The sequence below is a fragment of the Paraconexibacter antarcticus genome (assembly GCF_024220175.1).
Classification (GTDB): Bacteria; Actinomycetota; Thermoleophilia; order Solirubrobacterales; family Solirubrobacteraceae; genus Paraconexibacter; species Paraconexibacter antarcticus.
Map to the genome: position 1 here is coordinate 4,227,263 of NZ_CP098502.1, position 22,576 is coordinate 4,249,838.

Annotated in this window: 23 protein-coding genes; 11 read left to right on the forward strand and 12 right to left on the reverse strand. The window is 75.3% G+C overall.

Translation table 11 applies throughout. The features are described 5' to 3' along the window. The first annotated feature begins 24 nt into the window (after positions 1-24). The 5 genes from NBH00_RS20645 to NBH00_RS20665 all read left to right on the forward strand — a co-directional run bounded on the left by NBH00_RS20645 (position 25) and on the right by NBH00_RS20665 (position 7,159). The gene (locus NBH00_RS20645) at positions 25-1,395 is read left to right on the forward strand and encodes an aldehyde dehydrogenase family protein (RefSeq protein WP_254570462.1); all 1,371 of its coding nucleotides are present in this window, start codon (positions 25-27) and stop codon (positions 1,393-1,395) included. Next, positions 1,388-2,149: an SDR family oxidoreductase gene (locus NBH00_RS20650; protein ID WP_254570463.1), complete on the forward strand. Its 762-nt coding sequence runs from the start codon at positions 1,388-1,390 to the stop codon at positions 2,147-2,149. Before NBH00_RS20645 ends, NBH00_RS20650 begins: the two co-directional genes overlap by 8 nt. Positions 2,150-2,233: 84 nt before the next feature. Continuing rightward, positions 2,234-4,546 carry a PEP-utilizing enzyme gene (locus tag NBH00_RS20655; protein ID WP_254570464.1) on the forward strand — a complete coding sequence of 771 codons (2,313 nt, stop codon included), beginning with the start codon at positions 2,234-2,236 and terminating at the stop codon, positions 4,544-4,546. After that, positions 4,546-6,090 (forward strand): pyruvate, phosphate dikinase, encoded by a 1,545-nt coding sequence (locus NBH00_RS20660; RefSeq protein ID WP_254570465.1) that lies wholly within the window; start codon positions 4,546-4,548, stop codon positions 6,088-6,090. Before NBH00_RS20655 ends, NBH00_RS20660 begins: the two co-directional genes overlap by 1 nt. Continuing rightward, on the forward strand, positions 6,074-7,159 hold the full coding sequence (locus tag NBH00_RS20665; RefSeq protein WP_254570466.1) for an Rv3169 family protein: 1,086 nt from the start codon (positions 6,074-6,076) through the stop codon (positions 7,157-7,159). Before NBH00_RS20660 ends, NBH00_RS20665 begins: the two co-directional genes overlap by 17 nt. Before the next feature lie 90 nt (positions 7,160-7,249). On the opposite strand, the gene NBH00_RS20670 is transcribed toward NBH00_RS20665, so the two are convergent. Beyond that, a complete protein-coding gene (locus NBH00_RS20670) occupies positions 7,250-7,561 on the reverse strand; it encodes a hypothetical protein (RefSeq protein ID WP_254570467.1) in 312 nt (103 codons plus the stop codon). A gap of 134 nt (positions 7,562-7,695) precedes the next feature. On the opposite strand from NBH00_RS20670, the gene NBH00_RS20675 reads away from it, so the two are divergent. Then, positions 7,696-7,932, forward strand: a complete 237-nt coding sequence (locus NBH00_RS20675; RefSeq protein ID WP_254570468.1) for a hypothetical protein — start codon at positions 7,696-7,698, stop codon at positions 7,930-7,932. A 42-nt stretch (positions 7,933-7,974) separates the two neighbouring features. Here NBH00_RS20675 and NBH00_RS20680 read toward each other — a convergent pair whose 3' ends face one another. The 3 genes from NBH00_RS20680 to NBH00_RS20690 are packed head-to-tail and all read right to left on the reverse strand — an operon-like array spanning position 7,975 to position 11,302. Next, a complete protein-coding gene (locus tag NBH00_RS20680) occupies positions 7,975-9,297 on the reverse strand; it encodes a phytoene desaturase family protein (protein ID WP_254570469.1) in 1,323 nt (440 codons plus the stop codon). A gap of 16 nt (positions 9,298-9,313) precedes the next feature. Continuing rightward, positions 9,314-10,465, reverse strand: a complete 1,152-nt coding sequence (locus tag NBH00_RS20685) for a thiolase family protein (protein ID WP_254570470.1) — start codon at positions 10,463-10,465, stop codon at positions 9,314-9,316. Positions 10,466-10,468: 3 nt separating this feature from the next. Next, on the reverse strand, positions 10,469-11,302 hold the full coding sequence (locus tag NBH00_RS20690; RefSeq protein ID WP_254570471.1) for an SDR family NAD(P)-dependent oxidoreductase: 834 nt from the start codon (positions 11,300-11,302) through the stop codon (positions 10,469-10,471). A 128-nt stretch (positions 11,303-11,430) separates the two neighbouring features. On the opposite strand from NBH00_RS20690, the gene NBH00_RS20695 reads away from it, so the two are divergent. Then, a complete protein-coding gene (locus NBH00_RS20695; protein ID WP_254570472.1) occupies positions 11,431-12,063 on the forward strand; it encodes a TetR/AcrR family transcriptional regulator in 633 nt (210 codons plus the stop codon). Positions 12,064-12,141: 78 nt separating this feature from the next. Here the strand turns inward: NBH00_RS20695 and NBH00_RS20700 are convergent, their stop codons facing one another. From NBH00_RS20700 to NBH00_RS20720, 5 genes are all read right to left on the reverse strand, one after another. Next, positions 12,142-12,708, reverse strand: coding sequence for an HD domain-containing protein (locus tag NBH00_RS20700; protein WP_254570473.1), 567 nt, complete (start codon positions 12,706-12,708; stop codon positions 12,142-12,144). A 35-nt stretch (positions 12,709-12,743) separates the two neighbouring features. Then, entirely contained in the window at positions 12,744-13,646 is a 903-nt protein-coding gene (locus NBH00_RS20705) for a universal stress protein (protein WP_254570474.1), read from the reverse strand. Between the two features lie 87 nt (positions 13,647-13,733). Further along, positions 13,734-14,435 (reverse strand): universal stress protein, encoded by a 702-nt coding sequence (locus NBH00_RS20710; protein WP_254570475.1) that lies wholly within the window; start codon positions 14,433-14,435, stop codon positions 13,734-13,736. Between the two features lie 6 nt (positions 14,436-14,441). After that, entirely contained in the window at positions 14,442-15,356 is a 915-nt protein-coding gene (locus tag NBH00_RS20715) for a universal stress protein (protein ID WP_254570476.1), read from the reverse strand. Positions 15,357-15,366: 10 nt separating this feature from the next. After that, a complete protein-coding gene (locus NBH00_RS20720) occupies positions 15,367-15,804 on the reverse strand; it encodes a hypothetical protein (protein ID WP_254570477.1) in 438 nt (145 codons plus the stop codon). 270 nt (positions 15,805-16,074) lie between these two features. Here NBH00_RS20720 and NBH00_RS20725 point away from each other — a divergent pair, with 270 nt between their 5' ends. After that, entirely contained in the window at positions 16,075-17,250 is a 1,176-nt protein-coding gene (locus NBH00_RS20725) for an NRAMP family divalent metal transporter (protein ID WP_437126625.1), read from the forward strand. A gap of 11 nt (positions 17,251-17,261) precedes the next feature. Here NBH00_RS20725 and NBH00_RS20730 read toward each other — a convergent pair whose 3' ends face one another. Genes NBH00_RS20730 through NBH00_RS20740 form a run of 3 tightly spaced genes read right to left on the reverse strand, consistent with a single transcriptional unit; the run spans position 17,262 to position 20,143 of the window. Then, a complete protein-coding gene (locus NBH00_RS20730; protein ID WP_254570479.1) occupies positions 17,262-18,089 on the reverse strand; it encodes a ZIP family metal transporter in 828 nt (275 codons plus the stop codon). A 27-nt stretch (positions 18,090-18,116) separates the two neighbouring features. Next, positions 18,117-19,466 carry a HAMP domain-containing sensor histidine kinase gene (locus NBH00_RS20735; protein WP_254570480.1) on the reverse strand — a complete coding sequence of 450 codons (1,350 nt, stop codon included), beginning with the start codon at positions 19,464-19,466 and terminating at the stop codon, positions 18,117-18,119. Beyond that, the gene (locus tag NBH00_RS20740) at positions 19,463-20,143 is read right to left on the reverse strand and encodes a response regulator transcription factor (RefSeq protein ID WP_254573749.1); all 681 of its coding nucleotides are present in this window, start codon (positions 20,141-20,143) and stop codon (positions 19,463-19,465) included. The genes NBH00_RS20735 and NBH00_RS20740 overlap by 4 nt, the downstream gene beginning before the upstream one ends. Before the next feature lie 133 nt (positions 20,144-20,276). Here NBH00_RS20740 and NBH00_RS20745 point away from each other — a divergent pair, with 133 nt between their 5' ends. The 3 genes from NBH00_RS20745 to NBH00_RS20755 are packed head-to-tail and all read left to right on the forward strand — an operon-like array spanning position 20,277 to position 22,556. Beyond that, positions 20,277-20,891 carry a DUF4956 domain-containing protein gene (locus NBH00_RS20745; protein WP_254570481.1) on the forward strand — a complete coding sequence of 205 codons (615 nt, stop codon included), beginning with the start codon at positions 20,277-20,279 and terminating at the stop codon, positions 20,889-20,891. Further along, entirely contained in the window at positions 20,888-21,718 is an 831-nt protein-coding gene (locus NBH00_RS20750) for a polyphosphate polymerase domain-containing protein (RefSeq protein WP_254570482.1), read from the forward strand. The genes NBH00_RS20745 and NBH00_RS20750 overlap by 4 nt, the downstream gene beginning before the upstream one ends. Further along, positions 21,711-22,556, forward strand: coding sequence for a phosphatase PAP2 family protein (locus tag NBH00_RS20755; RefSeq protein ID WP_254570483.1), 846 nt, complete (start codon positions 21,711-21,713; stop codon positions 22,554-22,556). The genes NBH00_RS20750 and NBH00_RS20755 overlap by 8 nt, the downstream gene beginning before the upstream one ends. The last annotated feature ends 20 nt before the right edge of the window (positions 22,557-22,576 follow it).

Here is a 22,576-nt window from a genome sequence, read left to right on the forward strand (position 1 = left end):
GAAGCTCCCGGTCGCGGTGCGCCGATGATCGACGTCGTCGACCCGAGCACCGAGGCGGTCATCGGGCAGGTCGCCGAGGCCGGGCCCGCGGGCGTGGACGCCGCCGTGCGGGCCGCCCGCGCCGCGCTCCCCGCGTGGTCGGGCACGCCGCTGGACGAGCGCCTCGCGATGCTGTCGGCCCTCGCCGACGGGCTCGAGGCGCGCGCCGCCGCCATCGGGGCATCCCTCGCCCGCGAGATGGGGATGCCGCTCGCCCAGGCGACCGCGGTCCAAGCCGCGCTGCCGGTCGGCGTCATCCGCGCGACCGTCGCGGCGGCGCGGGACTTCCCGTTCTCCTCGCACGAGGGCGGCGCGACGATCCTCCGCGAGCCCGCCGGCGTCGTCGCCGCGATCACGCCGTGGAACTTCCCCCTGCACCAGATCGCCGCGAAGCTCGCGCCGGCGCTCGCGGTCGGCTGCACCGTCGTCCTGAAGCCGAGCGAGCTCGCGCCGCTGACGATCGACCTGCTGCAGGACGCCGCCCGCGAGGCCGGCCTCCCCGCGGGCGTGCTGGGCGTCGTCCACGGCACCGGCCCGGTGACGGGCGAGGCGCTCGTCTCGCACCCCGGGGTCGACGTCATCTCGCTCACCGGCTCGGTCGCCGCCGGCCGCCGGGTCGGCGCCATCGCGGGCGGCGCCGTCAAGCGCGCGTGCCTGGAGCTCGGCGGCAAGTCGCCCGCCGTCGTCCTCGACGACGCCGACCTCGAGCACGCGGTCCGCTACACGACCGCCCGCTGCTGCTTCAACAGTGGGCAGGCGTGCAACGCGCCGACCCGCCTGCTCGTCGCCCGCGGCCAGGAGGCGGACGCCGTGGCGATCGCGGCCGACGCCGCGGCAGCGCTCGTCGTCGGCCCCGCGCTGGACGAGGGGACGACGATGGGCCCCGTCGTCTCGGCCGCCGCGCGCGACCGCATCCGCGCGCACATCGACGGGGCGGTCGCCGCCGGGGCGCGGGCCGTCCACGGCGGCAGCGCCGCCCCCGCGGGCACCCCGGACCGCGGCTTCTACGTCGCGCCGACCGTCCTGGCCGGCGTCACCGAGGACATGCGGGTGCACCGCGAGGAGGTCTTCGGACCGGTCCTGGCGATCGTCGCCTACGACGACGAGGACGACGCCGTGCGCCTCGCGAACGCGACGGACTACGGGCTCTCCGCGGAGCTCTTCACCGGCGACCCGGACCGCGCCCGCGCCGTCGCGGCGAGGCTCCGCGCCGGCCAGGTGAAGGTCGGCGGGGTGAGCGCACGGGATGCCCTGGGCGCCCCCTTCGGCGGCTACGGCCTCAGCGGCCTGGGACGCGAGCTCGGGCGCTTCGGCCTCGAGGAGTTCGTCGAGGTCAAGGCCGTGCTCGGTGTCTGAGTCACCCCTCCCCGTCGTCGTCACCGGCGCCGCCTCCGGCATCGGCGCCGCGGTCGCGGCGCTGCTCGTCGCGGGCGGCACGCCGGTCATCGGCCTGGACCGGCACGCGTCCGCGCCGGACGGCGTGGACGCGCGCGCCTGCGACCTCTCGGACCCGGCCGCGATCGACGCCGCCGTCGCTGCGCTGCCCGATCGGCTCGGCGGCCTCGCGTCCGTCGCCGGCGTCCCCGGCACACACCCGCCGGAGCGGATCGTCGCGGTGAACCTCCTCGTGCCCCGGCGGCTCGGGGCCGCGCTCACCCCGCGCATCGCCCGCGAGGGCGCGATCGTCAACGTCGCGTCCGTCGCCGCGCAGCGGAGCGCCGCGACCGACGCGGAGGTCGCCGCCGTCCTCGACGCGTCGGGCGACGCCGCGGTCCTCGCCGCCGTCGCGGCCCACGGCCTCGACGGCAGCGCGACGTACGACTTCACGAAGAAGGCCCTGCTGGCGCTCACGCTGCGGCAGGCGCGGGACGGGCTGGCGGCGGGCGTGCGGGCGCTGAGCGTCTCCCCCGGCCCGACGGAGACGCCGATCCTCGGCGACTTCGAGCAGACGATGGGAGCGGACCGCATGGCCGCCGCCGCGCAGGTCGTCGGCCGGCACGGACGGCCCGAGGACAACGCACCGCTCATCGCCTTCCTGCTTTCGCGGGAGGCGCGCTGGGTCAACGCCGTCGACATCCGGGTCGACGGCGGACTGCTGGGGGTCCGATGAGGCATCTGCCGTCGAACGACGGGCTTGCTTCATCGGGCCCCCAGGGCATCAGGTAACGACAGGCAACGAGGGAGAGAGATCGAGATGGAGCAGATCGCAGGGCAGGAGTTCGAGCCGGTCGGCGCGGGCACGACGGTCTTCGTGGACGACGCGGTCGTCGAGGGCCCCGTCGTCTTCCTCGACTCGCCGCAGGACGTCATCACGTTCGTCAGCTCGGGGGCGGTGAAGGAGACGATCGTCCTCGCCCGCGGCGGGACGACGACGTTCCTCACCCCCGCGCTCACCGGCGGCGTGAAGGGCGTCATCACCCTGCAGGGCGCGCCGACGAGCCACCTCGGCATCCTCTCCCGCGAGTACGGCATCCCGTGCGTCATGGGCGTGACCTTCGAGAAGGGCGTGCGGTCGGCGCGCGGCGAGGTCATCCCCGCCGACGGCGTCCGCGTCCGCCTCGACATCTCGTCCGCCCAGGGCCGGGTGCTCGTCGAGCCCGGCGCGCCGGTCGACGACACCCCGCTCCCCGACCCCGACGCGGAGGCCGTCGCGATGCAGGAGCAGATCGCCGTCCTCCTGCAGTCCTTCCAGGGCCAGGTGCCGCACGGCAGCGAGGGCGACGCCGCCATCCGGGCCGACATGACGACGGGGATCCTCCAGGTCACCGACGAGAACACGCAGCGCGAGCTCACCGTCGAGGAGGCGAACGAGCTGCAGCGCTACATGGCCTGGAACATCTGGGACTTCCTCGCCCTGCGCGCGACCGAGGGCGAGTCCGGGCTCATCCCGCGGCAGGAGTACGAGTGCTTCGGCTGCATCCACCAGTGGCAGCGCTACCCCGGCTTCTACCGCCTCATCCTCGACCGGGTCGGCGTGGACGGCCTCGTCGACATCGGCGCGATCCCCCGCCGCGAGCCGGCGAACAAGGTGAACCTCCTGCACGTGTGGTGCTCGGGCTTCACGCCGATGTTCGGCCGGGCGCTGCTCGGCGAGCTCGGCATGGCGTCGCCGGACGAGCGCGCCGAGGACTCGCGGCTCCTGCTGCAGTTCATGCGCCGCCTCTACCGCGGCCTCTGGGGCGAGGGCGGGGACATGTTCACCTCGATGCGCGGCTACGCGGCGCCGATGCTCGACCAGGCGTGGATCGACCGGTTCGCCGCCGACCAGATCGCGATCGGCGAGGACGAGGAGCGCCGCCGGCTCCTGCAGTCCTTCAACGCGAACACCGAGATGCTCGGCTTCCTCCTGCACTTCGACAACCGCTCGGGGCTGAACGACACGGGCCCGTACGACCTCGGCGACGGGCGCTTCATGATCGTCCGCGACCACTTCCTCCACGACCCGATGTACCACTGGCACGACGTGGCGGAGGAGCTTCCCCACTGCCTGACGCAGGCGATGGTCTTCCGCGCGTCGCCCGACGAGCTGCAGACGATGCTCATGGACGGCGGGACGCTCTTCTCCGAGCCGGCGAACTACCTGCGCCGCCTGGAGTCGATGAGCGTCTACTGCCGTGAGACGTGGGACACCCCCGCGTCCGAGATCCGCCTCCTCGACGAGGACGAGATGCGCGCGATCCTCGCGAAGACCGAGGTCGCGACCGCGAAGCTCTACCGCCGGATCGCCTCGATGCCCAAGCGCGACAAGATCGCCGCGGGCGCGCAGGTGTACTACGGCGAGTTCGTGGCCGCCGTGGCCCGCGCCGCCGGCGTGTGGGACGAGCTGCTGACCGAGCACGACTTCTGGGAGTACGACGAGGTCACCTCGCAGTCGTACTTCCCGCTCGTGCGGGACGGGCTCGGCGCGCAGCTCGTCGGCAAGCTCTTCATCACCGGGACGGGCTTCCCGGCGCTGCCCGACGGCGCCTTCGCGGACGTCGAGCTCGCCGACCTGCACCCGCTCGCCCTGCGCGGGTCGGTCGCCGAGCCGGCCGGGGACATGGACGCGCTCGCCGCCGCCGGCCTCGCTGTGCAGACGCCGGCCGGGTGGATGCTCACCGAGGCCGGGACGGCGAAGCACGCCGAGCTGCTCGCCGCCGAGCAGCGCGGCCTCGACACGGACGCGCTCAGGCCGGTCTACGAGCGCTTCCTCGCCGCCAACGGCCCGTTCAAGGCGCTGAACGGCAAGTGGCAGTCGGCCGGCGAGGACGCCCGCTGGGAGCTCGTCGGGGAGCTCGCCGACCTCGTCGGCCGCGTGGATCCGGTGCTGCGCCGCACGTGCGAGCACCTCCCCCGCTTCGGCGGCTACGACGCGCGGCTGAAGGGCGCGCTCGCGAAGGTCGAGGCCGGCGAGTTCGACTGGGTGACGAGCGTGCGGCTCGACTCGCTGCACACCGTCTGGATGGAGCTCCACGAGAACTTCCTGCAGACGCTCGGCATCTCCCGCGAGGAGGAGGGGTCCTACTGATGTCCGTCGCCGCGCCGGACCACCTCACCTACGCCTTCGACGACGCGCCGGAGGCCGACAGGCAGCTGCTCGGCGGCAAGGGCGCCGGGCTCGTGAAGATGGTCCGGCTCGGCCTCGCGGTCCCGCCCGGGTTCATCCTCACGACGCCCTGCGGCCACGCCTACCTCAGCGACGGGACGCTGCCGGAGCGGCTCGTCGCCGAGGTCGACGCGCGGGTCGCGGCGCTCGAGGCGGGCGCCGGCCGGCGCTTCGGCGACGAGGCGCGGCCGCTGCTCATCTCGGTCCGGTCGGGCGCGCCCGTGTCGATGCCGGGCATGATGGACACGATCCTCAACGTCGGCCTCACCGCCGGCGGGGTCGCCGCCCTCGAGGCCGAGAGCGGCGGCGGCGCGCACTTCGCCTGGTCCTCGTTCGAGCGCCTTCTGCACGGGTTCGCGACGACCGTGCGCGGCATCTCGGCGGGCGTCGTCGAGGACGCGCTGCTGGACCTCCCCGCCGGGAGCGACGCGGCCGCGCGGTGCGACGCGCTGCTCGCGCTGATCGAGGCCGAAGGCGGTGCGGCCGGGGTGGGTGGGTTTCCGGATCCCCGGGGCCAGCTCCTCGAGTCCGTCGAGGCGGTCTTCCGCTCGTGGAACTCGCCGCGGGCGAAGGCGTACCGCCGCCACAAGGGGATCGACGACGGGATGGGCACCGCGGTCGTCGTCCAGCGGATGGTCTTCGGCAACCGCGGCGAGACGTCGGGCAGCGGCGTCTGCTTCACCCGCGACCCGGCGACCGGCGAGGCGGGCGCCTACGGCGACATCCTCTTCGACGCCCAGGGCGAGGACGTCGTCGCCGGTGAGCGCGACACGCTCCCGGTCGCCGCGCTCGCCGAGCGGATGCCCGACGTCGCCGCGCAGCTCGAGGAGGTCTGCCGGACGCTCGAGGCCGACACCCGCGACCTCTGCGACATCGAGTTCACCGTCGAGGAGGGTGCGCTGTGGATCCTCCAGACGCGCGCCGGCCAGCGGGCCGCACGGGCGGCGGTGAAGCTCGCGGTCGCCTTCTGCGAGGAGGGGGCGATCACCGTCGAGGAGGCGCTCGCCCGCGTGAGCGACGAGCAGCTGCAGACGGCGCAGGCGCCGATCTTCGCGGACGCCCCCGACGAGGAGGCGGTCATCGCGCGGGGCCTCGCCTGCTCGCCGGGCGCGGTCGTCGGCGTCGCCGCGCTCACGTGCGAGGCCGCCCAGCGGCGCGCCGAGGCCGGCGAGAGCGTCGTCCTCGTCCGCCCGACGACCGCGCCCGCCGACCTGCCCGGGGTGCTCGCCGCGGCGGCGGTCGTCACCGAGCGCGGCGGCCGCGCGTCGCACGCCGCCGTCGTCGCCCGCGGCCTCGACCGCCCCGCCGTGTGCGGCACCGGGCCGACCGGCATCGCCGACGGGGACACGGTCTCCGTCGACGGGGACCGTGGCCTCGTCCTCCGCGGCGCGCAGCCGCTGCACCCCGCGCACGCCGACCCGCAGATCAAGACCTTCCTGGAGTGGCACGATGCTCACCGCGGCTGACGAGTGGCACGTCCACCAGACCCCGGAGCCGATCGCGGTCGCCGGCACCGACCGCAACTTCTACGACCGCTCGTACTTCGGGGCCTTCGACCCGCAGAGCGGCCTGATGGTCGCGGCGGCGTTCGGGATGTACCCGCACCTGAACGTCGCCGACGCGCACCTCACCGTCGTCCTCGGCGGCGTGCAGCACGCCGTCCACGCGTCCAAGACGCTGCACTCCGACCGCGCGACGCTGCGGGTCGGGCCGGTCGCGATCGAGGTCGTCGAGCCGCTGCGGTGCCTACGCGTGACGGTCGACGAGACCGACGGCGTCGCCGCCGAGCTGACGGTCACCGGGACGCACTTCCCGATCGAGGAGCCGCGGTTCGTCTACCGCATCGGGCCGCGGACGTTCATGGACTACACGCGGCTCTCGCAGGGATGCACGGTCGACGGGTGGGTGTCGGTGGACGGTGAGCGCCACGTCCTCGGCGCGGGCGCCTTCGCGCTGCGCGACCGCTCGTGGGGCATCCGCCCGACCGGCGCCCCGGACCCGCAGCCGCACCTCCCGCCGCGCGCTCCGCAGTTCGCCTGGCTGTGGACGCCGGTCCGCCTGCCCGGCCGGACGATCTTCTGGCACCTGAACGCCGACGCGGCGGGACGCCCGTGGAACACGCGCGCGACGATCTGCCCCGACCGCGCGGGCGAGGAGGAGCACGTCCACGCCCACGGCGTCATGACGCCGGTGCTCGAGCCGGGGACGCGCTGGGTCGCCGGCGCCACCCTGACGATCGCGGCCGACGACGGCACCGACCTCGAGCTGACGTACGAGCCGCGGGCGCACCTGGAGATGCAGGGGCTCGGCTACCGCCACCCGTCGTGGTCGCACGGGCTCGCCCACGGGGAGCTCGAGGTCGCCCGCGAGACGATCGACCTCACCGCCCCGGACCCCGGCGCGCTGCACCGCTGGCACCGCCAGCTGCTCTGCGACGTGACGGCCGTCGACCGCGCGGCGGAGACCACCGAGCGCGGGACGGGGATCCTCGAGCACCTCGTCATCGGGCCGTACGCGCCGCTCGGGCTGGGCTGAGCGGCGGGGGCCCGCCGCGCCCCGCACCCCGCGCAGCGCCCGCACCCCGCGCCGACTGACAGCTGACGCAGACCTGTCCTGCGTCAGCTGTCACTCAGGCCAGCGCCCGTGGCGGTCGAAGTGCTCCCGGGCGGCGGCCTCGGCCTCGCGCTCGTCGTCGCCGCTGACGCCCATCCGCCAGAGGAAGTTCATGAGCCAGATCGAGCTCCCGGCGCCGATGACCGCCGACGCGCCCTCGAGGCTGTCGTCGCTGAAGCCGCCCGCCGCCGCGAGCGCGACGCCGACGAGGCAGACGATCGCAGGGAGCCACCAGCGCAGGAAGGTGACGAGCGGGCTGCTCGGCAGGTGGCGGCTGGCCGTGCCGATGGCGCTCTGCTCGGGGACGTCGGTCCTGGTGGTCATGCGCACCTCCGTCGCGGGTGGTCTGGCCCTTCACAGTACGCCGCCGCCGGATTGCGCGGCGGACCGTAGCCGCGGGGTCGGCAGGACCCGACGTGACTGATCCGCCCGGGTGCCGCGTCCGTTAGGAAGGACCGATGGCCTCCTCGCCCTTCGCCAGCTCGTCGGTCCCGCGTCACTACGCGCGCGGCGTCGTCGGCCTGCTCGCCGTCGTCGCCGCGATCGCCGGCGTCGCCCTCGGCGCCCCGGCCGCCCTCGCCCTGCTCCTCGTCACGGCCGTGGCGTGGCGGGGCTGCCCGACGTGCTGGGCCGTCGGCCTCATGCAGACGCGCGAGCGCACCGGCTGCGCCGACGGCGACTGCCGCGCGCGCTGAGCGCAACAGGGCGAGCAGCACGAGGAGCGGGTCGGGCGGTGCTCATGACGCCGCCCCGCTCCGCGTCGCGAGCAGCTCCTCGACGACGAGCCGGGCGGTCGTCGCGCACGACTGGGTCCCGCCGTCGCCGTACTCGCGCACGCCGTCCCCGACGTTGAAGAGGTTGTCGAGCGGCGTCTCCCGCGGGAGCTCGTAGCCGGAGGCCGCCCGCTGGGCCGGCCACCCGTCGCGCATCACGCGCGCGTCGATGACCCGCGTCTCGGGGTCCTTCATCCCGGGCAGCTCCTCCTCGAGCTCCTCCAGCGAGAGCCGCAGCTCCTCCTCGGAGTCGAACTCGCCGATCGCGGGCCGCGGCACCGCGTAGACGACGGTGAGGTGCCAGCCCTCCGGCGCGAGCTCCGGGCAGGTCGCGGTCATGTTGCCCGCGTTGCAGATGCGGTCGGTCGCGCTGAAGACGATGAGGCCCGGGGTGTCGAGCAGCGGCTCGCGCGAGGCGACGTGGATGATGATGTTCGCCGACGGCTTCGACGCCGCCGCGATCCGGTCGACGTACTCGGCGCCGAGCACGTCGGCCCCGCCGCAGAGCGCGATCGTCGCGACCGGCCCGGCGTTCGAGATGACCGCGCCGCACGTCACCTCGGTGGTGACGCCCTCGCGCTCGATGGTCGCGCCGGTCACGCGGCCGTCCGCCACGTGCAGACGCGTCACCGGTGAGGAGAGCCAGACCTCGCCGCCGTCCCGGGTCACGACGTCGGCGATCGCCTGGCAGACGCCGATCGTGCCGTCCGGGTGGAAGCCGAAGTTCCGGAACGCCCCCTTCTGCATGAAGTACGTGAGGAACGCCTTCGCCGGGATCTCGTCGGCGTTGACGGCGAAGATCGCCGCGCTGAGGTTGCGGAACAGCCGGTGCACCGTCTCGTTCGGCGTGGCGCCGCCGATCCAGTCCTCGAGGGTCAGCTGCTCCTCGGGCATCTCGCCCTTGCGCGCGCTGCCGAGGCCGGCGAGGACCTTCGCGCCCTTCTTCGTGATCTGGTCCAGGAGGAAGGCCCACCCGCCCTTCGCCGGGTTCACGGTCCTGCCCTTGATGCGGAAGACGTTCGCCGGCTGCGGGTAGCGGAGGTCGAGGGTCGCGTCGAGGTCGGCGAAGGTCTGCTCCATGTCGCCGCCGTTCTCGATCGCGACGGCGCCCGTGTTGACCTTGAAGCCGTCGACGTCGAAGGTGGACGCGCGGCCGCCGACGCGGTCCTCGCGCTCGACGAGCAGCGTGCTGACGCCGGCGTGCTGGAGGCGGGCGGCGGCGCAGATGCCGCCCATCCCGGCACCGACGACGAGGACGTCCACGTGCTTGGTGTCAGTGGTGCTCATGGTCTGGCTCGCTCCTCTAGAGGGCTTCGATGATGGTGGCGTTCGCCATCCCGCCGCCCTCGCACATGGTCTGCAGACCGTACCGGCCGCCCGTGTCGCGAAGGTGGTGGACGAGCGTCGTCATGATCCGCGCGCCGGAGCCGCCGATCGGGTGGCCGAGGGCGATCGCGCCGCCGTTCGGGTTGAGCTTCTCGCGGTCCGCCCCGGTATCGGCGAGCCAGGCGAGGGCGACGGACGCGAACGCCTGGTTGACCTCGAAGCAGTTGATGTCGGCGAGCGCCAGGCCGGCGCGCCGCAGGACCTTCGCCGTCGCGGGGATCGGGGCGGTGAGCATGATCACCGGGTCCTCGGCGGCGACCGCGACGCTGTGGACACGGGCGATCGGCTCGAGGCCGAGCTCGGCGGCCTTCGCGCTCGTCGTCATGAGCAGCGCGCCGCCGCCGTCGCTGATCTGCGAGGCGTTGCCCGCGGTGACGGTGCCGTCCTCGCGGAAGGCGGGCCGCAGCCGGGCGAGCGACTCCACGGTGCCGCCCCGGCGCACGCCCTCGTCGGTGTCGACGACGACGCCGCCCGCGGTCGGGACCGGCGCGATCTGCGCCGTGAAGCGGCCGCCGTCGATCGCGGCCGCGGCGCGCTCGTGCGAGGAGAGCGCGAACTCGTCGAGCTCCGTGCGGGAGAGGCCCCAGCGCTCGGCGATCAGCTCGGCGCCGACGCCCTGGTTCGGCGCGACGCCGCCGTAGCGTGCGAGGAGCCCGGGCCCGTACGGCTCACCGCCCGCGGCGGAGGCGCCCATCGGCACCCGCGACATCGACTCGATGCCGCCCGCGACGACGACGTCGTGGTGGCCGGCGACGAGGCCGGCGGCCGCAAAGTGGACGGCCTGCTGGGAGGAGCCGCACTGGCGGTCGATCGACACGCCCGGGATCGCCTCGGGCCAGCCCGCCGCGAGGACGGCGGAGCGCGCGACGTTGAACGACTGGTCGCCGACCTGCGCCCCGACCCCCCAGACGACGTCCTCGACCTGCGCCGGGTCGATGCCGGTCCGCTCGGCGAGCGCCCGCAGCAGGTGCGCGGAGAGGTCGACCGGATGCGTACCGGCCAGGCCGCCGTCCCGGCGTCCCACTGGCGTGCGGACGGCCTCGACGATGACGGCGTCGCGCGTGGCCACCGCTCAGCCCGCCATGCCGAGCGAGAGGCCGCCGCTGACGTTCAGCACCTGGCCGTGGACGTAGTCCGACGCGGGTGAGCAGAGGAAGTACACGCCGCGCGCGGCCTCCTCGGGCGTCGCGGGCCGGCCGAGCGGGATCGCGAGGCCGAAGCTCTCGCGGACCTTCGCGGGCACGCCGAGCGTGATCGTCCCGCCGGTGTCTCCGGCCGGGATCTCCCCCGCCTCGCCGACCGGGGCGATGAGGCGCGTGTCGATGACCCCGAAGGCGACGCAGTTGACGTTGATCTTCAGCGCGCCCCACTCCTTCGCCGTCGCCCGGGTCAGGCCGACGATCGCGCCCTTGCCCGACGCGTAGGCCGTCTGCCCCGCGTTGCCCATGACGCCGGCGAGCGAGGTGACGTTCACGACCTTGCGGAAGACCTCGCGGCCCTCGGCGCGCTCGGCCTTCGCGGCCTCGCGCAGGTGCGGCGCGGCGGCGCGGAGCACGCGGAAGGGCACGATCGTGTGGATGTCGAGCATCGCCTGGTACTGCTCGTCGGTGACCTTGTGCAGCGGGCCGTCCCACGCGTAGCCCGCGTTGTTGACGACGATGTCCAGGCCGCCGAACGTCGCGACGGCGCTCGCGACGAGGGCGTCGCAGACGCCGGGCGCCGTGAGGTCGCCGACGTGCGCGTGCCCGGCGGTCTGCAGGCCGGCCACGACCGCCTCGGCCTCCGCGCCGTCACGATCGGACACGACGACGTGCGCGCCCGCGGCGGCGAGCTTGCGCGCCACCTGCTCGCCGATCCCGCGCCCTGCTCCGGTCACGATCGCGACCCTGCCGTCCAGCTCACCCATGCGTGTCTGCTCCTCGTATCGGCCCTCGTCCGCTCGGACACCTCGTCCGGACGTTCTGCACGTCCGATTTATACACGAAGCATGGACATGGTGTCCACACTCGCCGTCCCGGCTGGTACGCTGGCGCCATGCCGGTCCCCCTCCCCGCGCGCACCGAGAGCCCGCGCGCTCGCCGCCGCGGCGAGCTCTGCGTCCGCCTCATGGCGGCCGCTGAGGAGCTGCTCGACGACGGCGTGACCCTCGCCGACCTCGGGGTCGACCGGCTCACGCAGCAGGCCGGCGTCTCGCGCTCGTCGTTCTACGTCTACTTCGAGGACCGGGCCGACCTCATGCGGCTGTGGTTCTCGTCCGTCGTCGACGAGATCGTCGAGGCGACGCGCGGCTGGTGGGCCGTCGGCCCCGCCCCGGACCGCGGCGCCGTACGCGACGCGCTCGGCGCGATCGTCACGGTCTACCGCCTCCACGCGCGCCTCATGGCCGCGACGTTCGACGCGGCGACCCACGACGCCGACCTGCGCCGCCTCACGGACGTCCTCATCTCCGAGAGCGTCGACGGCCTGCGCCGTCACATCATCCGGGGCCAGAAGGCCGGCTGGGTCGACCCCGGCCTGCATCCCGAGAGCTGCGCGACCCACCTCACCTGGATGGCCGAACGGACGTTCAACCAGCTGCTCCCCGGCGCGCCGCCGCGCGCCGTCACCCAGCTCACCGAGACCTACACGTACATCGTGTGGGGCGTGCTGTACCGGCGCGTCGACTGACAGCTGAGGCAGACCCCCTCTGCGTCAGCTGTCAGTCACCGGGGCCCATCCGGAGACCGGGCGCGCCACCGGCCCCCGTCAGCCGGGGCGCGCGATCCGCCACAGCGAGCCGGGCCGCTCCCGCAGCGCGGCGCCGAGGCCGCGGAGGACCTCGGGGACGAAGCCGTCCCGCGGGACGCGCCGCAGGAGGTCGCGGTAGAACGGGCGCGGGACGCCCGCCATGACGAGCCCGTGGCTCACCTCGACGAGATCGGCCTTGCGCAGGAGCTCAACCTCGTTCCCGCGGGCCCACTGGGCCGTCAGCTCGTGGTGGTGCTCGACGGCGTCGGCCGCGAGGCGGACGCGGGCGGCGTCCCAGCCGAGGGCGGTGAGCTCGCGCTCGGCGAGATGCCGGCCGTCGGTGACGTACGCCGCCTTCGTCGCGGCGCCGGGGTACAGGCCGAGGTCGTGCAGCAGGCCGGCGCAGAGGACGACCTCGTGGTCGATCGCCCGGCCCGTCCGCCGCGCGAGCTCCTCGGCGAGGAGTACGACGCGGACGGAGTGGCGCTCCATCGGGCCGTCGGGACCGGCGCCGCTGAGCTCGCGCACGAGCTCGAGGCAGCGGCGGCCGGCCGGGGTGGTGCAGAGGTCGTCGGCGACGGGCATCGCCCGAGCCTAGTCGCGGCGCGACCGCGCCGTGCTCACGACCCGCCGGCGGCGACCGGCTCGGAGGCGGCGGCGGCCTCGTGCGCCTCGGTCTCCGCGAGCACCGGGAGCGGCAGGATGAGGACCGGGCAGGCCGCGTCGCGGACGACCGCGTCACTCGTGCTGCCCAGCAGCATCCGGCGCGCGGGGCCGTACGACCGTGAGCCGAGGACGAGCAGGTCGACGCGGGAGGAGAACTCGAGCAGGCTCGGCGCGGCGGCGCCGCGGGCGATGCTCACCTTGAACCCGCCGCGGGCCTCGAGGCGCTCGCGCGCCTCCTCGACCGTCCGCCCGGCGATGTCGTCGAAGAGGGCGAGGTACGTGAACGGGCCGCCGAACCAGGCGCTCGGCACGAGCGGCACGACGGTCTCGACCCAGAGCTCGGCGCCGAGCCCGGCCGCGAGCCCGCGGGCGCTCACGAGCGCCTGCTCGCAGAGGTCCGTCTCCTCGAACCCGAGCCCGACGCGCTCGATGTCCCTCCCGGCCGTGCGGTGGCCGGCGGGCGCGACGGCGACGGCGCACGGCGCGCCGTGGAGCGCCATGCGGACGTCCCGGGTGAGGTGGACGCGGCCGGTGCGCTGCGCGCTCGCGGACCCGACGACGAGCAGGTCGCAGCCGAACTGCTCGGCGAGGGCGTGCAGGCCCGCGCCCGGCGACGCCGCCGGACGGGCGATGGTCCGGTAGGGGCCGGTCAGGCCGCGGGCGGCCGCGCCGAGCAGCTCCTCGGCGAGACGCGCCGGGTGGGGCTCCCCGGTCGCGGCGGCGACGATGCCGGCCGCGGGCTCCCAGATGTGGGCGAGGACGAGCTCTCCGTCGGCGGCCGCGAGGGACCGGCCGAGCGCGAGCGCATCGAGGCCGCCGTCGCCGCCGTCGATGCCGATGAGGACCTTGGAGAACATGTCCCCATGCTCCCGCCCGGCGTGCGGCCCGCCATCCGGGGAACGCACGGCCGCGGATTGCGGGAGACCCGCAGTCGTGACCGCGGGCTATCCGGCGGCGGCCGCGGTCGTCAGGCCGAGCGGGCCCGAGGCGTGATGCGTTGCCCGCGCCGGGACGACGAGCACGGGGCACGGGGACCGCGTCACGAGCCGCTCGGAGACGCTCCCGAGGACCCGGGCCGTGAGCGGGCCGCGGCCGCGCGAGCCGCATACGAGCAGGTCGAACGCGCCGGCCACGCCGACGAGCGCCGCCGCGGGGTCGTCGCCCCGAGGCCGCAGCACCGCCGACGGCACGACCTCCGCGATGGACGCCGCCGCCCGCTCGGCCGCGTCCCCGTCGGCCGCGTCGGCCCCGGCGTCCGTCCCCGGGCCACCGGCGGCGAGCACCGTCACGCGCCCCCCGTGACGCGCCGCGACGTGCATCGCCGCGGTCACGGCGCGGTCGGCCGCGGGCGAGCCGTCGTAGGCGACGGCGATCTCCCGCAGGACACGCGGCACCGCGTGGCCGGTGCGCGCCACGGCGACGGGGCAGGACCCACGGGCCAGGAGGCTGCGGGTGACGCGGCCGTCCTCGTCGGCGCCGGCGACGATGAGCGTCGCGTCCTCCTCGCGGGCGAGGTCGTCGAGCGCCTCGGCGACCGAGCCGGCGGCGAGCGGCCGCTCGAGCGCCGTGGCCAGCGCGGCGGCGAGCCGGACGGCGCTCGCACTCGCACCGCCCGCGTAGGCGGCGATGACGGGGTGCGGTCCCATGCGCGGTCAGTCCCGGCCCGCGTCACCCGCCACCACGCCGGTGGCCGGGGCCGGCGCAGCCCTCGGGTCGGTGCTCGGCTCCGGCCGCGGCACGACGAGGACGGGGCACGCGGCGTGGTGCACGAGGTGGTCCGACGTGCTGCCGAGCGTGATGCGGCGGAGGGTCCCGGTGCGGCGCGAACCGACGACGAGCAGGTCGTCGGCGTCGGCCTGCTGCTCGAGCACCGGCGCGGCGGAGCCGTGGACGAGGCGGCCCTCGGTCCGGGCGGGTAGCTCGGCGAGCACGCGGTCGAGGACGTGCTGCGCGCTGTCGCGCAGGTCGGAGGCGAGGACCGGGTAGGCGGCGCCGAAGCCGCCCGCGGCGGCGGAGGGGGCCGGCGGGTCCTGCCAGGCGACGCAGACGGTGAGCGCGGCGCCGAGGTCGGCCGCGAGGGCGGCGGCGAGGTCGACGGCCGCCCGGCTCTCGTCCGAGCCGTCGTGGCCGACGATGACGCGGCGCGGCGCGTGACCCGCGAACCCGCGCGGCGCCACGGCGACGGGGCAGGGCGACTCGTGGAGCACCTCGCGTCCGACGTCCCCGAGGAAGAGGCGGCCGACGCGGCCGTGGTGCGCGGAGCCGATGACGAGGAGGTCCGCGTCCTCCGCGACGGTCACCTCGTGCAGCGCCCGCGCGGGCTCGCTGTCCCCGATCGCGAGCATCGTGGCCTCGACGCCCGCGGCCGCGCGGCACTCCTCGAGGTCGCGCTCGGTGTCCCCGCGCTGGATCTCCTCGAAGCCGCCGAGCGAGCCGCGGATCCGCAGCGGGTCATGCGGATACGCGCCGACGAGCGTGAGGCGGTCGCGGGTGAGGTGACGGGCGAGCGCGGTCGCGTCGCGACCTCCGCTGTGCCCGTCGACTCCGACGATGACGTTGGTGAACATGACGACGACGCTAAGCCGACCGGCGGCGGGGGTCATCCGGCGCAACCCCCGCTCCGGGTCGGTAGTCCCCCGCAGCCTCCGCGGCGGGCGCCCACCCCGCGGGCATCGTCTGGGCCGTGGGGAGGTGCAGCGCCCCGCCCACCTTCCGGCCGGTCGAGAAGCGCCGGGCGATCGCCTGCTGCCCGATCTGCAGCGGGGCGATGAGCGTGTCGATCCCGCGGAGGTTCGCGACCCACGCGAGCTCTGCCACGAGCTCGTCGGCGAGGCTCAGGTCGGCGGGGTCGCGCAGCGCGACGGCGAGCTCCGCGCGCGGTCCGTAGAGCGGGATGAGGGCGGCGACTCCGGCATCGACCCCCGCGCGGCGCCCGAGGCGCCGGTCGATCGGGGCGGAGCGGGCGAGCACGCTTGCGCGGCCGAGCACCGTCTCCATGCCGGGGAACACATCCATCCCCCGAGCGTGACCCGGTCGGCGCCCGTCGCCATCGGGAGGTGACCGCGGCCCGGTTGCGGGTTTCCCGAAGTCCGCGTCGGGCCCGCCGCGGGCCCCGCGGCCGCGGCCGGGGCGGCGTCTAGTGTCCCGCCCACGCGCCCCCCGCACCACCACATCCACCGGCCCACGCCGGGCCGCCACCTGCCGCGCCGCCTCGTCCACCGCCGGCGCGAGGGGCTGCGCAGCGGCGGCCGCCTGACCCTCTTCGCCGTCCTGGGGCCCGGGCTGCTGGCCGGGCTCTCGGACGACGACCCCGCCGGGATCACGACCTACTCGCTGCTCGGACAGCGGTACGGGTACCAGCTTCTGTGGGTGCTGACCCTGTCCACCGCCGCGCTCATCGTCTTCCACGAGCTCGGCGCCCGGCTCGGCGTCGTCACGGGCAAGGGCCTGCTCGCGCTCGTGCGCGAGCGCTACGGCCACCGCGCGGCGACCGGCGCCGCGGCCGTGCTCGTCGTCGCGAACCTCGGCACGCTCTGCGCCGAGCTCGCCGGCGTCGCGGCGGGCGGCGAGCTGCTCGGCGGGGTGCCCAAGGTCGTGTCGGTCCCGCTGGCCGTGCTCGTCATCGTCACCCTGCTCATCGCCGGCTCCTTCCACCGCGTCGAGCACGTGCTGCTCGCGATCAGCGCCGTCTTCGCGACCTACCTCGTGTCCGGCCTGCTCGCCCACCCCGACTGGGGCGCGGCGGCCCAGGGCGCCGTCCTCCCCGGCCTCCCGCTGACGCGCGACGCGGTCTACGTCGCGGTCGCGACGCTCGGGACGACGCTGGCGCCGTGGGGGCTGTCGTTCATCCAGTCCTACGCCGTCGACAAGCACCTGACGCCGGAGGACCTGCGCTACGAGCGCATCGACGTCGTGAGCGGCGCGGTCCTCACCGGCGTCATCGGGCTCTTCGTCGTCCTCGCGTGCGCCGCCACCCTCCACCGCCAGGGAGTGCCGATCAACGACGCCGCCGACGCCGCGCGGGGCCTGCGCCCCCTGGCGGGCAGCTTCGCCTCGACGCTCTTCGGCCTCGGCTTCGTCGGCGCCGCGCTGCTCGCCGCCACGGTCGTCCCGCTCTCGACGGCCTACTCCGTGTGCGAGGCCGGCGCGCACCACGGGGACGTCAGCGCGTCGGTCCGCGAGGCGCCGGTGTTCTACGGCGTGTTCGCGGGAAGCCTCGTCGTCGCCGCGGTCATCGTGCTCATCCCCGGCGTGCCGCTGCTGTCGATCCTCGTCTCCACGCAGGCGCTCAACGCCGTCCTGCTGCTCGCGATCCTCCCGTTCCTCATGGCGCTCGGCCGCGACCCGGCGGTGCTCGGGGTGCACGCGGTGGGCCGGACGGGGCGCTGGACGACCGGCGTGACCTACGCGCTCGTCGCCCTGTCGGTCGGGGCGCTGCTCGTCCTCCAGCTGCTGGGCTGAGGACCTGCGCCTCAGGCGCCCGGGGCGTTGAGGAGGACCGCGAGCGCGACCATCACCCCACCCCCGCCGAGCGCCCCGCCCGCGACGCGCGCCGGCGACCCCGAGGTCCGGGCCTCGGGCACGAGATCGCCGAGGACGAGCAGGAGCATCGCGGCGCCGGCGGCCGCGAACGACGCGGGCAGCACGGCGTCGACGGCGTCGACGGCGAGCCAGGCGGCGACCGCGCCCGGCACCTGCGGGACGCTCGTGAGGACCGCGCTGCGGACCTGGTCGGCCCGGCCGCGGCCGGCGGCCCGCATCGCGAGCGCCGTCGCGGTGCCCTCGGGGATGTTCTGGATCGCCACGGCGAGGACGACGAAGACCGCCAGCGGGCCCGCGGCCGCCATCGCGCTGCCGAGCGCGAGGCCCTCCGGCAGACTGTGGACGAAGAAGATCCCGAAGGTCAGCCGCGCACGCTCCTCGGCGACGGCGCCGGGGCCGGGGCCGGGGCCGGACCGGGCCCTGAGCCGGCGGCGCGCCCACCAGAGGCCGCCCGCCCCGGCCACGGTGCCGAGCACGAGCGCGGGCGGCGAGCCGGTGCGGAAGGCCGGCACGAGCAGCCCGGCGACGGCCGCGACGCCCATGACCCAGATGACGAGCCCGTCGAGCCACGGCCGCAGGCGGGCGGCCTGCTCGGCGACGAACAGCACGGGCACGGCGCCGAGGCCGGTCGCGAGCACGGTCAGGGCCGCGACGCCGACGACGAGGGCGGGTCGAGGTCGAGGTCGATCATTGCCGTCGGCGTCGGCGGGGCATGCGTGGAGTGTCGCCGCCGGGACGGCGGCCTGCCCGGCGGCCACTCATCTCGCTCGAGGGTGCGCGGCTGCTCACCGGGCCGGCGCGGCCCCGTCCGGCCCGGGGAGCCTGAGCTCCGCCCGGACGCCGCCGCCGGGGCGGGCGGCGAGCGTGGCCGTACCGCCGTGGGCGTCGGCGACGAGCCGCACGAGCGCGAGGCCGAGGCCCGCGCCCGGCCGGCCGCTCGCGTCGGGCCCGCGGGCGAAGCGCTCGAACGCCCGGTCGCCGGCGAGCTCCGGCGGGAGCGTGCCGTCGTCGTGCACCCAGAGGACGACGCCGGCGTCGCCGCCGGGGTCCGCCCCCACGACGACCGCGCCGGCGCCGTGCACGAGGGCGTTCTCGACCAGGTTGCCGAGCGCCCGCCGGACCGCGAGCTCGTCGGCGGTGACCTTCAGCCCGCTCCGGCGCACCGTGAGCATCCTGCCCTCCGCCGCCGCGCGGTGGCGCAGGTCGCCGGCGATCGCCTCCAGCAGCTCGTCGACGTCGAGGGGCACCGCGGGCCCGGCGGCCGCCTCCTCGGCGGCGGCGAGGTCGAGCAGCCCGTCGCTGAGCCGGATGAGCCGGGCGACGTCCTCGCGGCTGCGGGCGATCGCGGCGCGCAGCGCGCCCGCGTCCGACGCATGGCGCTCGGCGAGCTCGAGCTCGGCCTGGAGCGCCGCGAGCGGGGTGCGCAGCTCGTGGCTCGCGTCCGCGATGAACCGCCGCTCGTGCTCGGCCGACCGCGCGATCCGGCCGAGCATCGCGTTGAGCGTCACGCTGAGCCGCCCGAGCTCGTCGTCGACCTCGGACTCGGGCAGGGTCGCGGTCGGGTCCGCGGTGCTGATCGTCGCCGCGCGGCGGCGCATCGCCTCGACCGGCCCGAGCGCTCCGGCGGCGATGAGGTACGCGATCCCCGCGGCGAGCAGCAGCGCGAGCGGCCCGCCGACGAGCAGCGCGCCGCCGAGCCCCTCGAGCGCCTTCTCGTGGTCGCGGAGGGACGCGCCCACCACGACGACGACCCGGCGCCCGCCGACCGTCGCCGGGCCCGCGAGGTACCGCTCGCGTTCGCTGAGCTCGAAGACGTGCAGCCCCGCGCTCGCGCGCGCGGCCTCGCGCGGCGACAGCAGCGGGCGCAGGCCGTCCGGGCGGCGGAGCAGGACGGCCCCGGACGGCGCGAGGATCTCGGCGAACCGCTCACCCGGCGGGAGCTGCAGCCGGCCGCCCGGGGCCGACTCGGCGTAGGCGCGGGCCGCGCCCTGACGGGCACGGAGGGACTGCGCGATCGAGTCGTCGATCGTGTGCTTCGTGCGGTAGAAAAGGAACGTCCCGATGAGCGCGAGCACGACGCTCATCACCGCGACGAACACGAGCGTCAGCCGCGCGCGGATCGGCAGGCGGCTCACGCGCCGCCGTCCCGGCGCAGCCGGTAGCCCGCCCCGCGGACGTTCTCGAGCGAGGCGACGCCGAAGGGCCGGTCGATCTTCTCGCGCAGATACCGGACGTAGACCTCGACGACGTTCGAGCGCTGCGCGCCGGCCATCGGCCACGCCTGGTCCAGGAGCGTCTCGCGCGAGAGCACCTGGCCGGGGTGGCGCATGAAGGCCTCCAGGAGCGCGAGCTCGCGCGGCGACAGGTCGACCGGCACCTCGCCGCGCCAGGCCTCGTGCGTGGCCGGGTTCAGGCGCAGGTCGCCGACGCAGAGCACCGGGGCGCGCGAGACCGGGCCGCGCCGGCCGAGCGCCCGCAGGCGCGCGAGCAGCTCCTCGATCGCGAACGGCTTGGCGAGGTAGTCGTCGGCCCCGGCGTCGAGCCCGGCGACGCGGTCGCCCACCGCCGTCCGCGCCGTGAGCATGAGCACGGGCGCCCACATCTCCCGGTGGCGGAACTCCGCGCAGACCGCGAACCCGTCCGTGTCCGGCAGGCCGACGTCGAGGATGACGACGTCGTAGGCCGTTCCCTGCGCGGCGTCGAGCGCGAGCGCGCCGGTCGCGACCGCGTCGGCGAGGAGCCCTTCGGCGCGCAGGGTCCGGAGGAGCAGCTCCGACAGGCGCGGATCATCTTCGACGACGAGGACGCGGATCCGGGAACCGTAGCCCGCGCGGGCCCGCCGCGCCGTGCGCCGCCCGCCGTCTCATTTTCATCTCACATCCCCTTCGTAGCGTTCACGCGATGTTGCTCTCCTGTGAACGCGCGCGCCGCGCCGTGCCCGGCTCGTGAAGGGCGGCATCGAGGTCTCGGACCTCGTCCTGCGGCTGTTCATCGACCTGTCCTGCATCGGGCTGCTCGCGCTCCTCGTCGGGCAGCGGCGGCCGCGGCGCGGGCTCTTCGTCGTCTTCACGACGTTCAACGTCGTGCTCTTCTGCGTGCTGACGATCATCACCGAGCGGCACATCGGCCCGGCGGTCGGCTTCGGGCTGTTCGCGCTGCTGTCGATCGTCCGGCTGCGCTCGGAGCCGTTCTCGAACCAGGAGCTCTCCTACTTCTTCAGCGCGCTCGGCCTGGCGCTCATCAACGGGATCCGGATCCAGGACCGCTGGGTGAGCGTCGTCCTCGACGCCGGGGTCCTGCTGACGCTGTTCCTCGTCGACCACCCGGCGATCCACCCGCGGACCGCGCGCACCCGCATCACGCTCGACCACGTGCTCACCGACCCGGTGGCGCTGCGCGCCGAGCTCGAGCGGCGGCTCGGCGTCGAGGTCGTCGAGGTGAGCGTCGTCGCGGTCGACTACGTGCGCGAGTCGATGCGCATCAACGTCCGGGCCGCCCAGCCCCCGGGCGTCGCGGAGCCGTCGGGCGACATGACCGGCTTCGAGGACGACGAGGCATGACCCCCGGCGCCCTCCTGCCCGGCCCGGTGCGCGAGCTCGTCGACGCCGCCGCCCCGATCGGCCTCGACGAGCTCCAGCGGACCGCGGCGCTGCGCACCCGCGTGGACCGCAAGTACGTCGTGGACTGGGAGACACTCGCGCTCGTCCTCGCGGCGATGACCGGTACCCACCGGAGCCTGCAGATCGACGGGCAGCGGACGTTCCGCTACGAGAGCGTGTACTTCGACTCACCGGAGCTCGCCGCCTTCCGGGCGCACATGCAGCAGCGCCGGCGCCGCTACAAGGTCCGCTCGCGGCACTACGTCGACAGCGGCCTGCAGACCTTCGAGGTGAAGCTCAAAGGTCGCCGCGGGGAGACCATCAAGCACCAGCTCCCCTACGACGACCACGACCTCACCGCGGTCACGGAGCACGCGCGCGAGTTCCTCATCGACCGCGTCGGCGAGGCCTACCCGCGGCTCGAGGTGCCCGAGCTGGAGCCGGTGCTCGCCAACCGTTACCGGCGCATGACCTTCGCAGCCGGCGGCGAGCGCATGACGGTGGACTTCGACCTGCACTACGCCGACGCGGGCAGCGATGTCGTCGGCCTCGACCCCGGGCACGTCATCATCGAGAGCAAGTGCGAGCGCGGCCTCGGCACCGCCGACCGCGAGCTGCGCAGGCTCGGCGTGCGGCCCGTGACCTGCAGCAAGTACTGCGTCGGGGTCGGCCTGCTCCGCGACGACGTGAAGGTCAACGACCTGCGCTGGCTGCTGCGCCGCTACTTCGCCTGGGACGAGACGGCCGGCCGCCCCCACCACCCCGCCCCGAGGATCGCCCGTGCCTGACGCCCCGCGCCTGGACGCCCGAGCGATCCGCGCGCTGATGCTGCTCATCCTTCTCGGGCTCGGTGTCGCGGCGCTCGTCCTCAACCTGCCGTCCTCCTCGAGCGCCACCAAGGCGAGCGGCCCGCTGAAGGGCCAGCCGGTGCCCGCGCTGTTCCCGGATTCGCGGCTGGGCATGGTCGACACGCTCGTCGCCCCCGAGCAGGCCCGCGCGCGCCGGGACATCGTCCGGTACCTGCAGCAGTTCCCCGGCCGCAACGACGCCGTCTTCGCCCAGTTCGCGCTCAACGAGGTCGGGCCGCCCCCCTCCGGCGCCGCCCAGCAGGCCGAGCTGCAGGTGCTGCACCGCATCGATGCCGGCCGCACCGCCGCCGGCATCGCCGCGGCGACCTGGCTCGAGGCGCACGGCAAGCACGACATCTGGAAGCTCTACCTCAAGCAGTACGCGCAACAGGCCACCAAGCCGGCCGGCCGGCGCGCGAAGGCGCTCCTCACGGCGTCCTACCTGCTGGCGAACACGATCGCGAAGACCGGGAAGACGCGCTTCGCGCGGCCGTCGCCGTACATCACCGACCCGACGCTCCACGCCCTGAACCAGCAGCGGTTCGCGAAGAAGTTCTCCTACCCGGCCAAGCACGCGGTCATCGCGTTCGCGCTCGCGCCGCTGCTCGCGCAGCTCGAGCCCCACCGGGACGGCGAGTACCGGTGGATGCGGGACGAGATCGTCTACTCGCGGATGTACGCCGGCGGCCACTACCCGAGCGACATCGCCGCGGGCGCCTACCTCGGCACCCTGATCGCCGGGTACGAGCGTCGCGTCCCGTTGCCGGCGGCCGGGTAGCGCGGCGAGTGCTCCGGGGC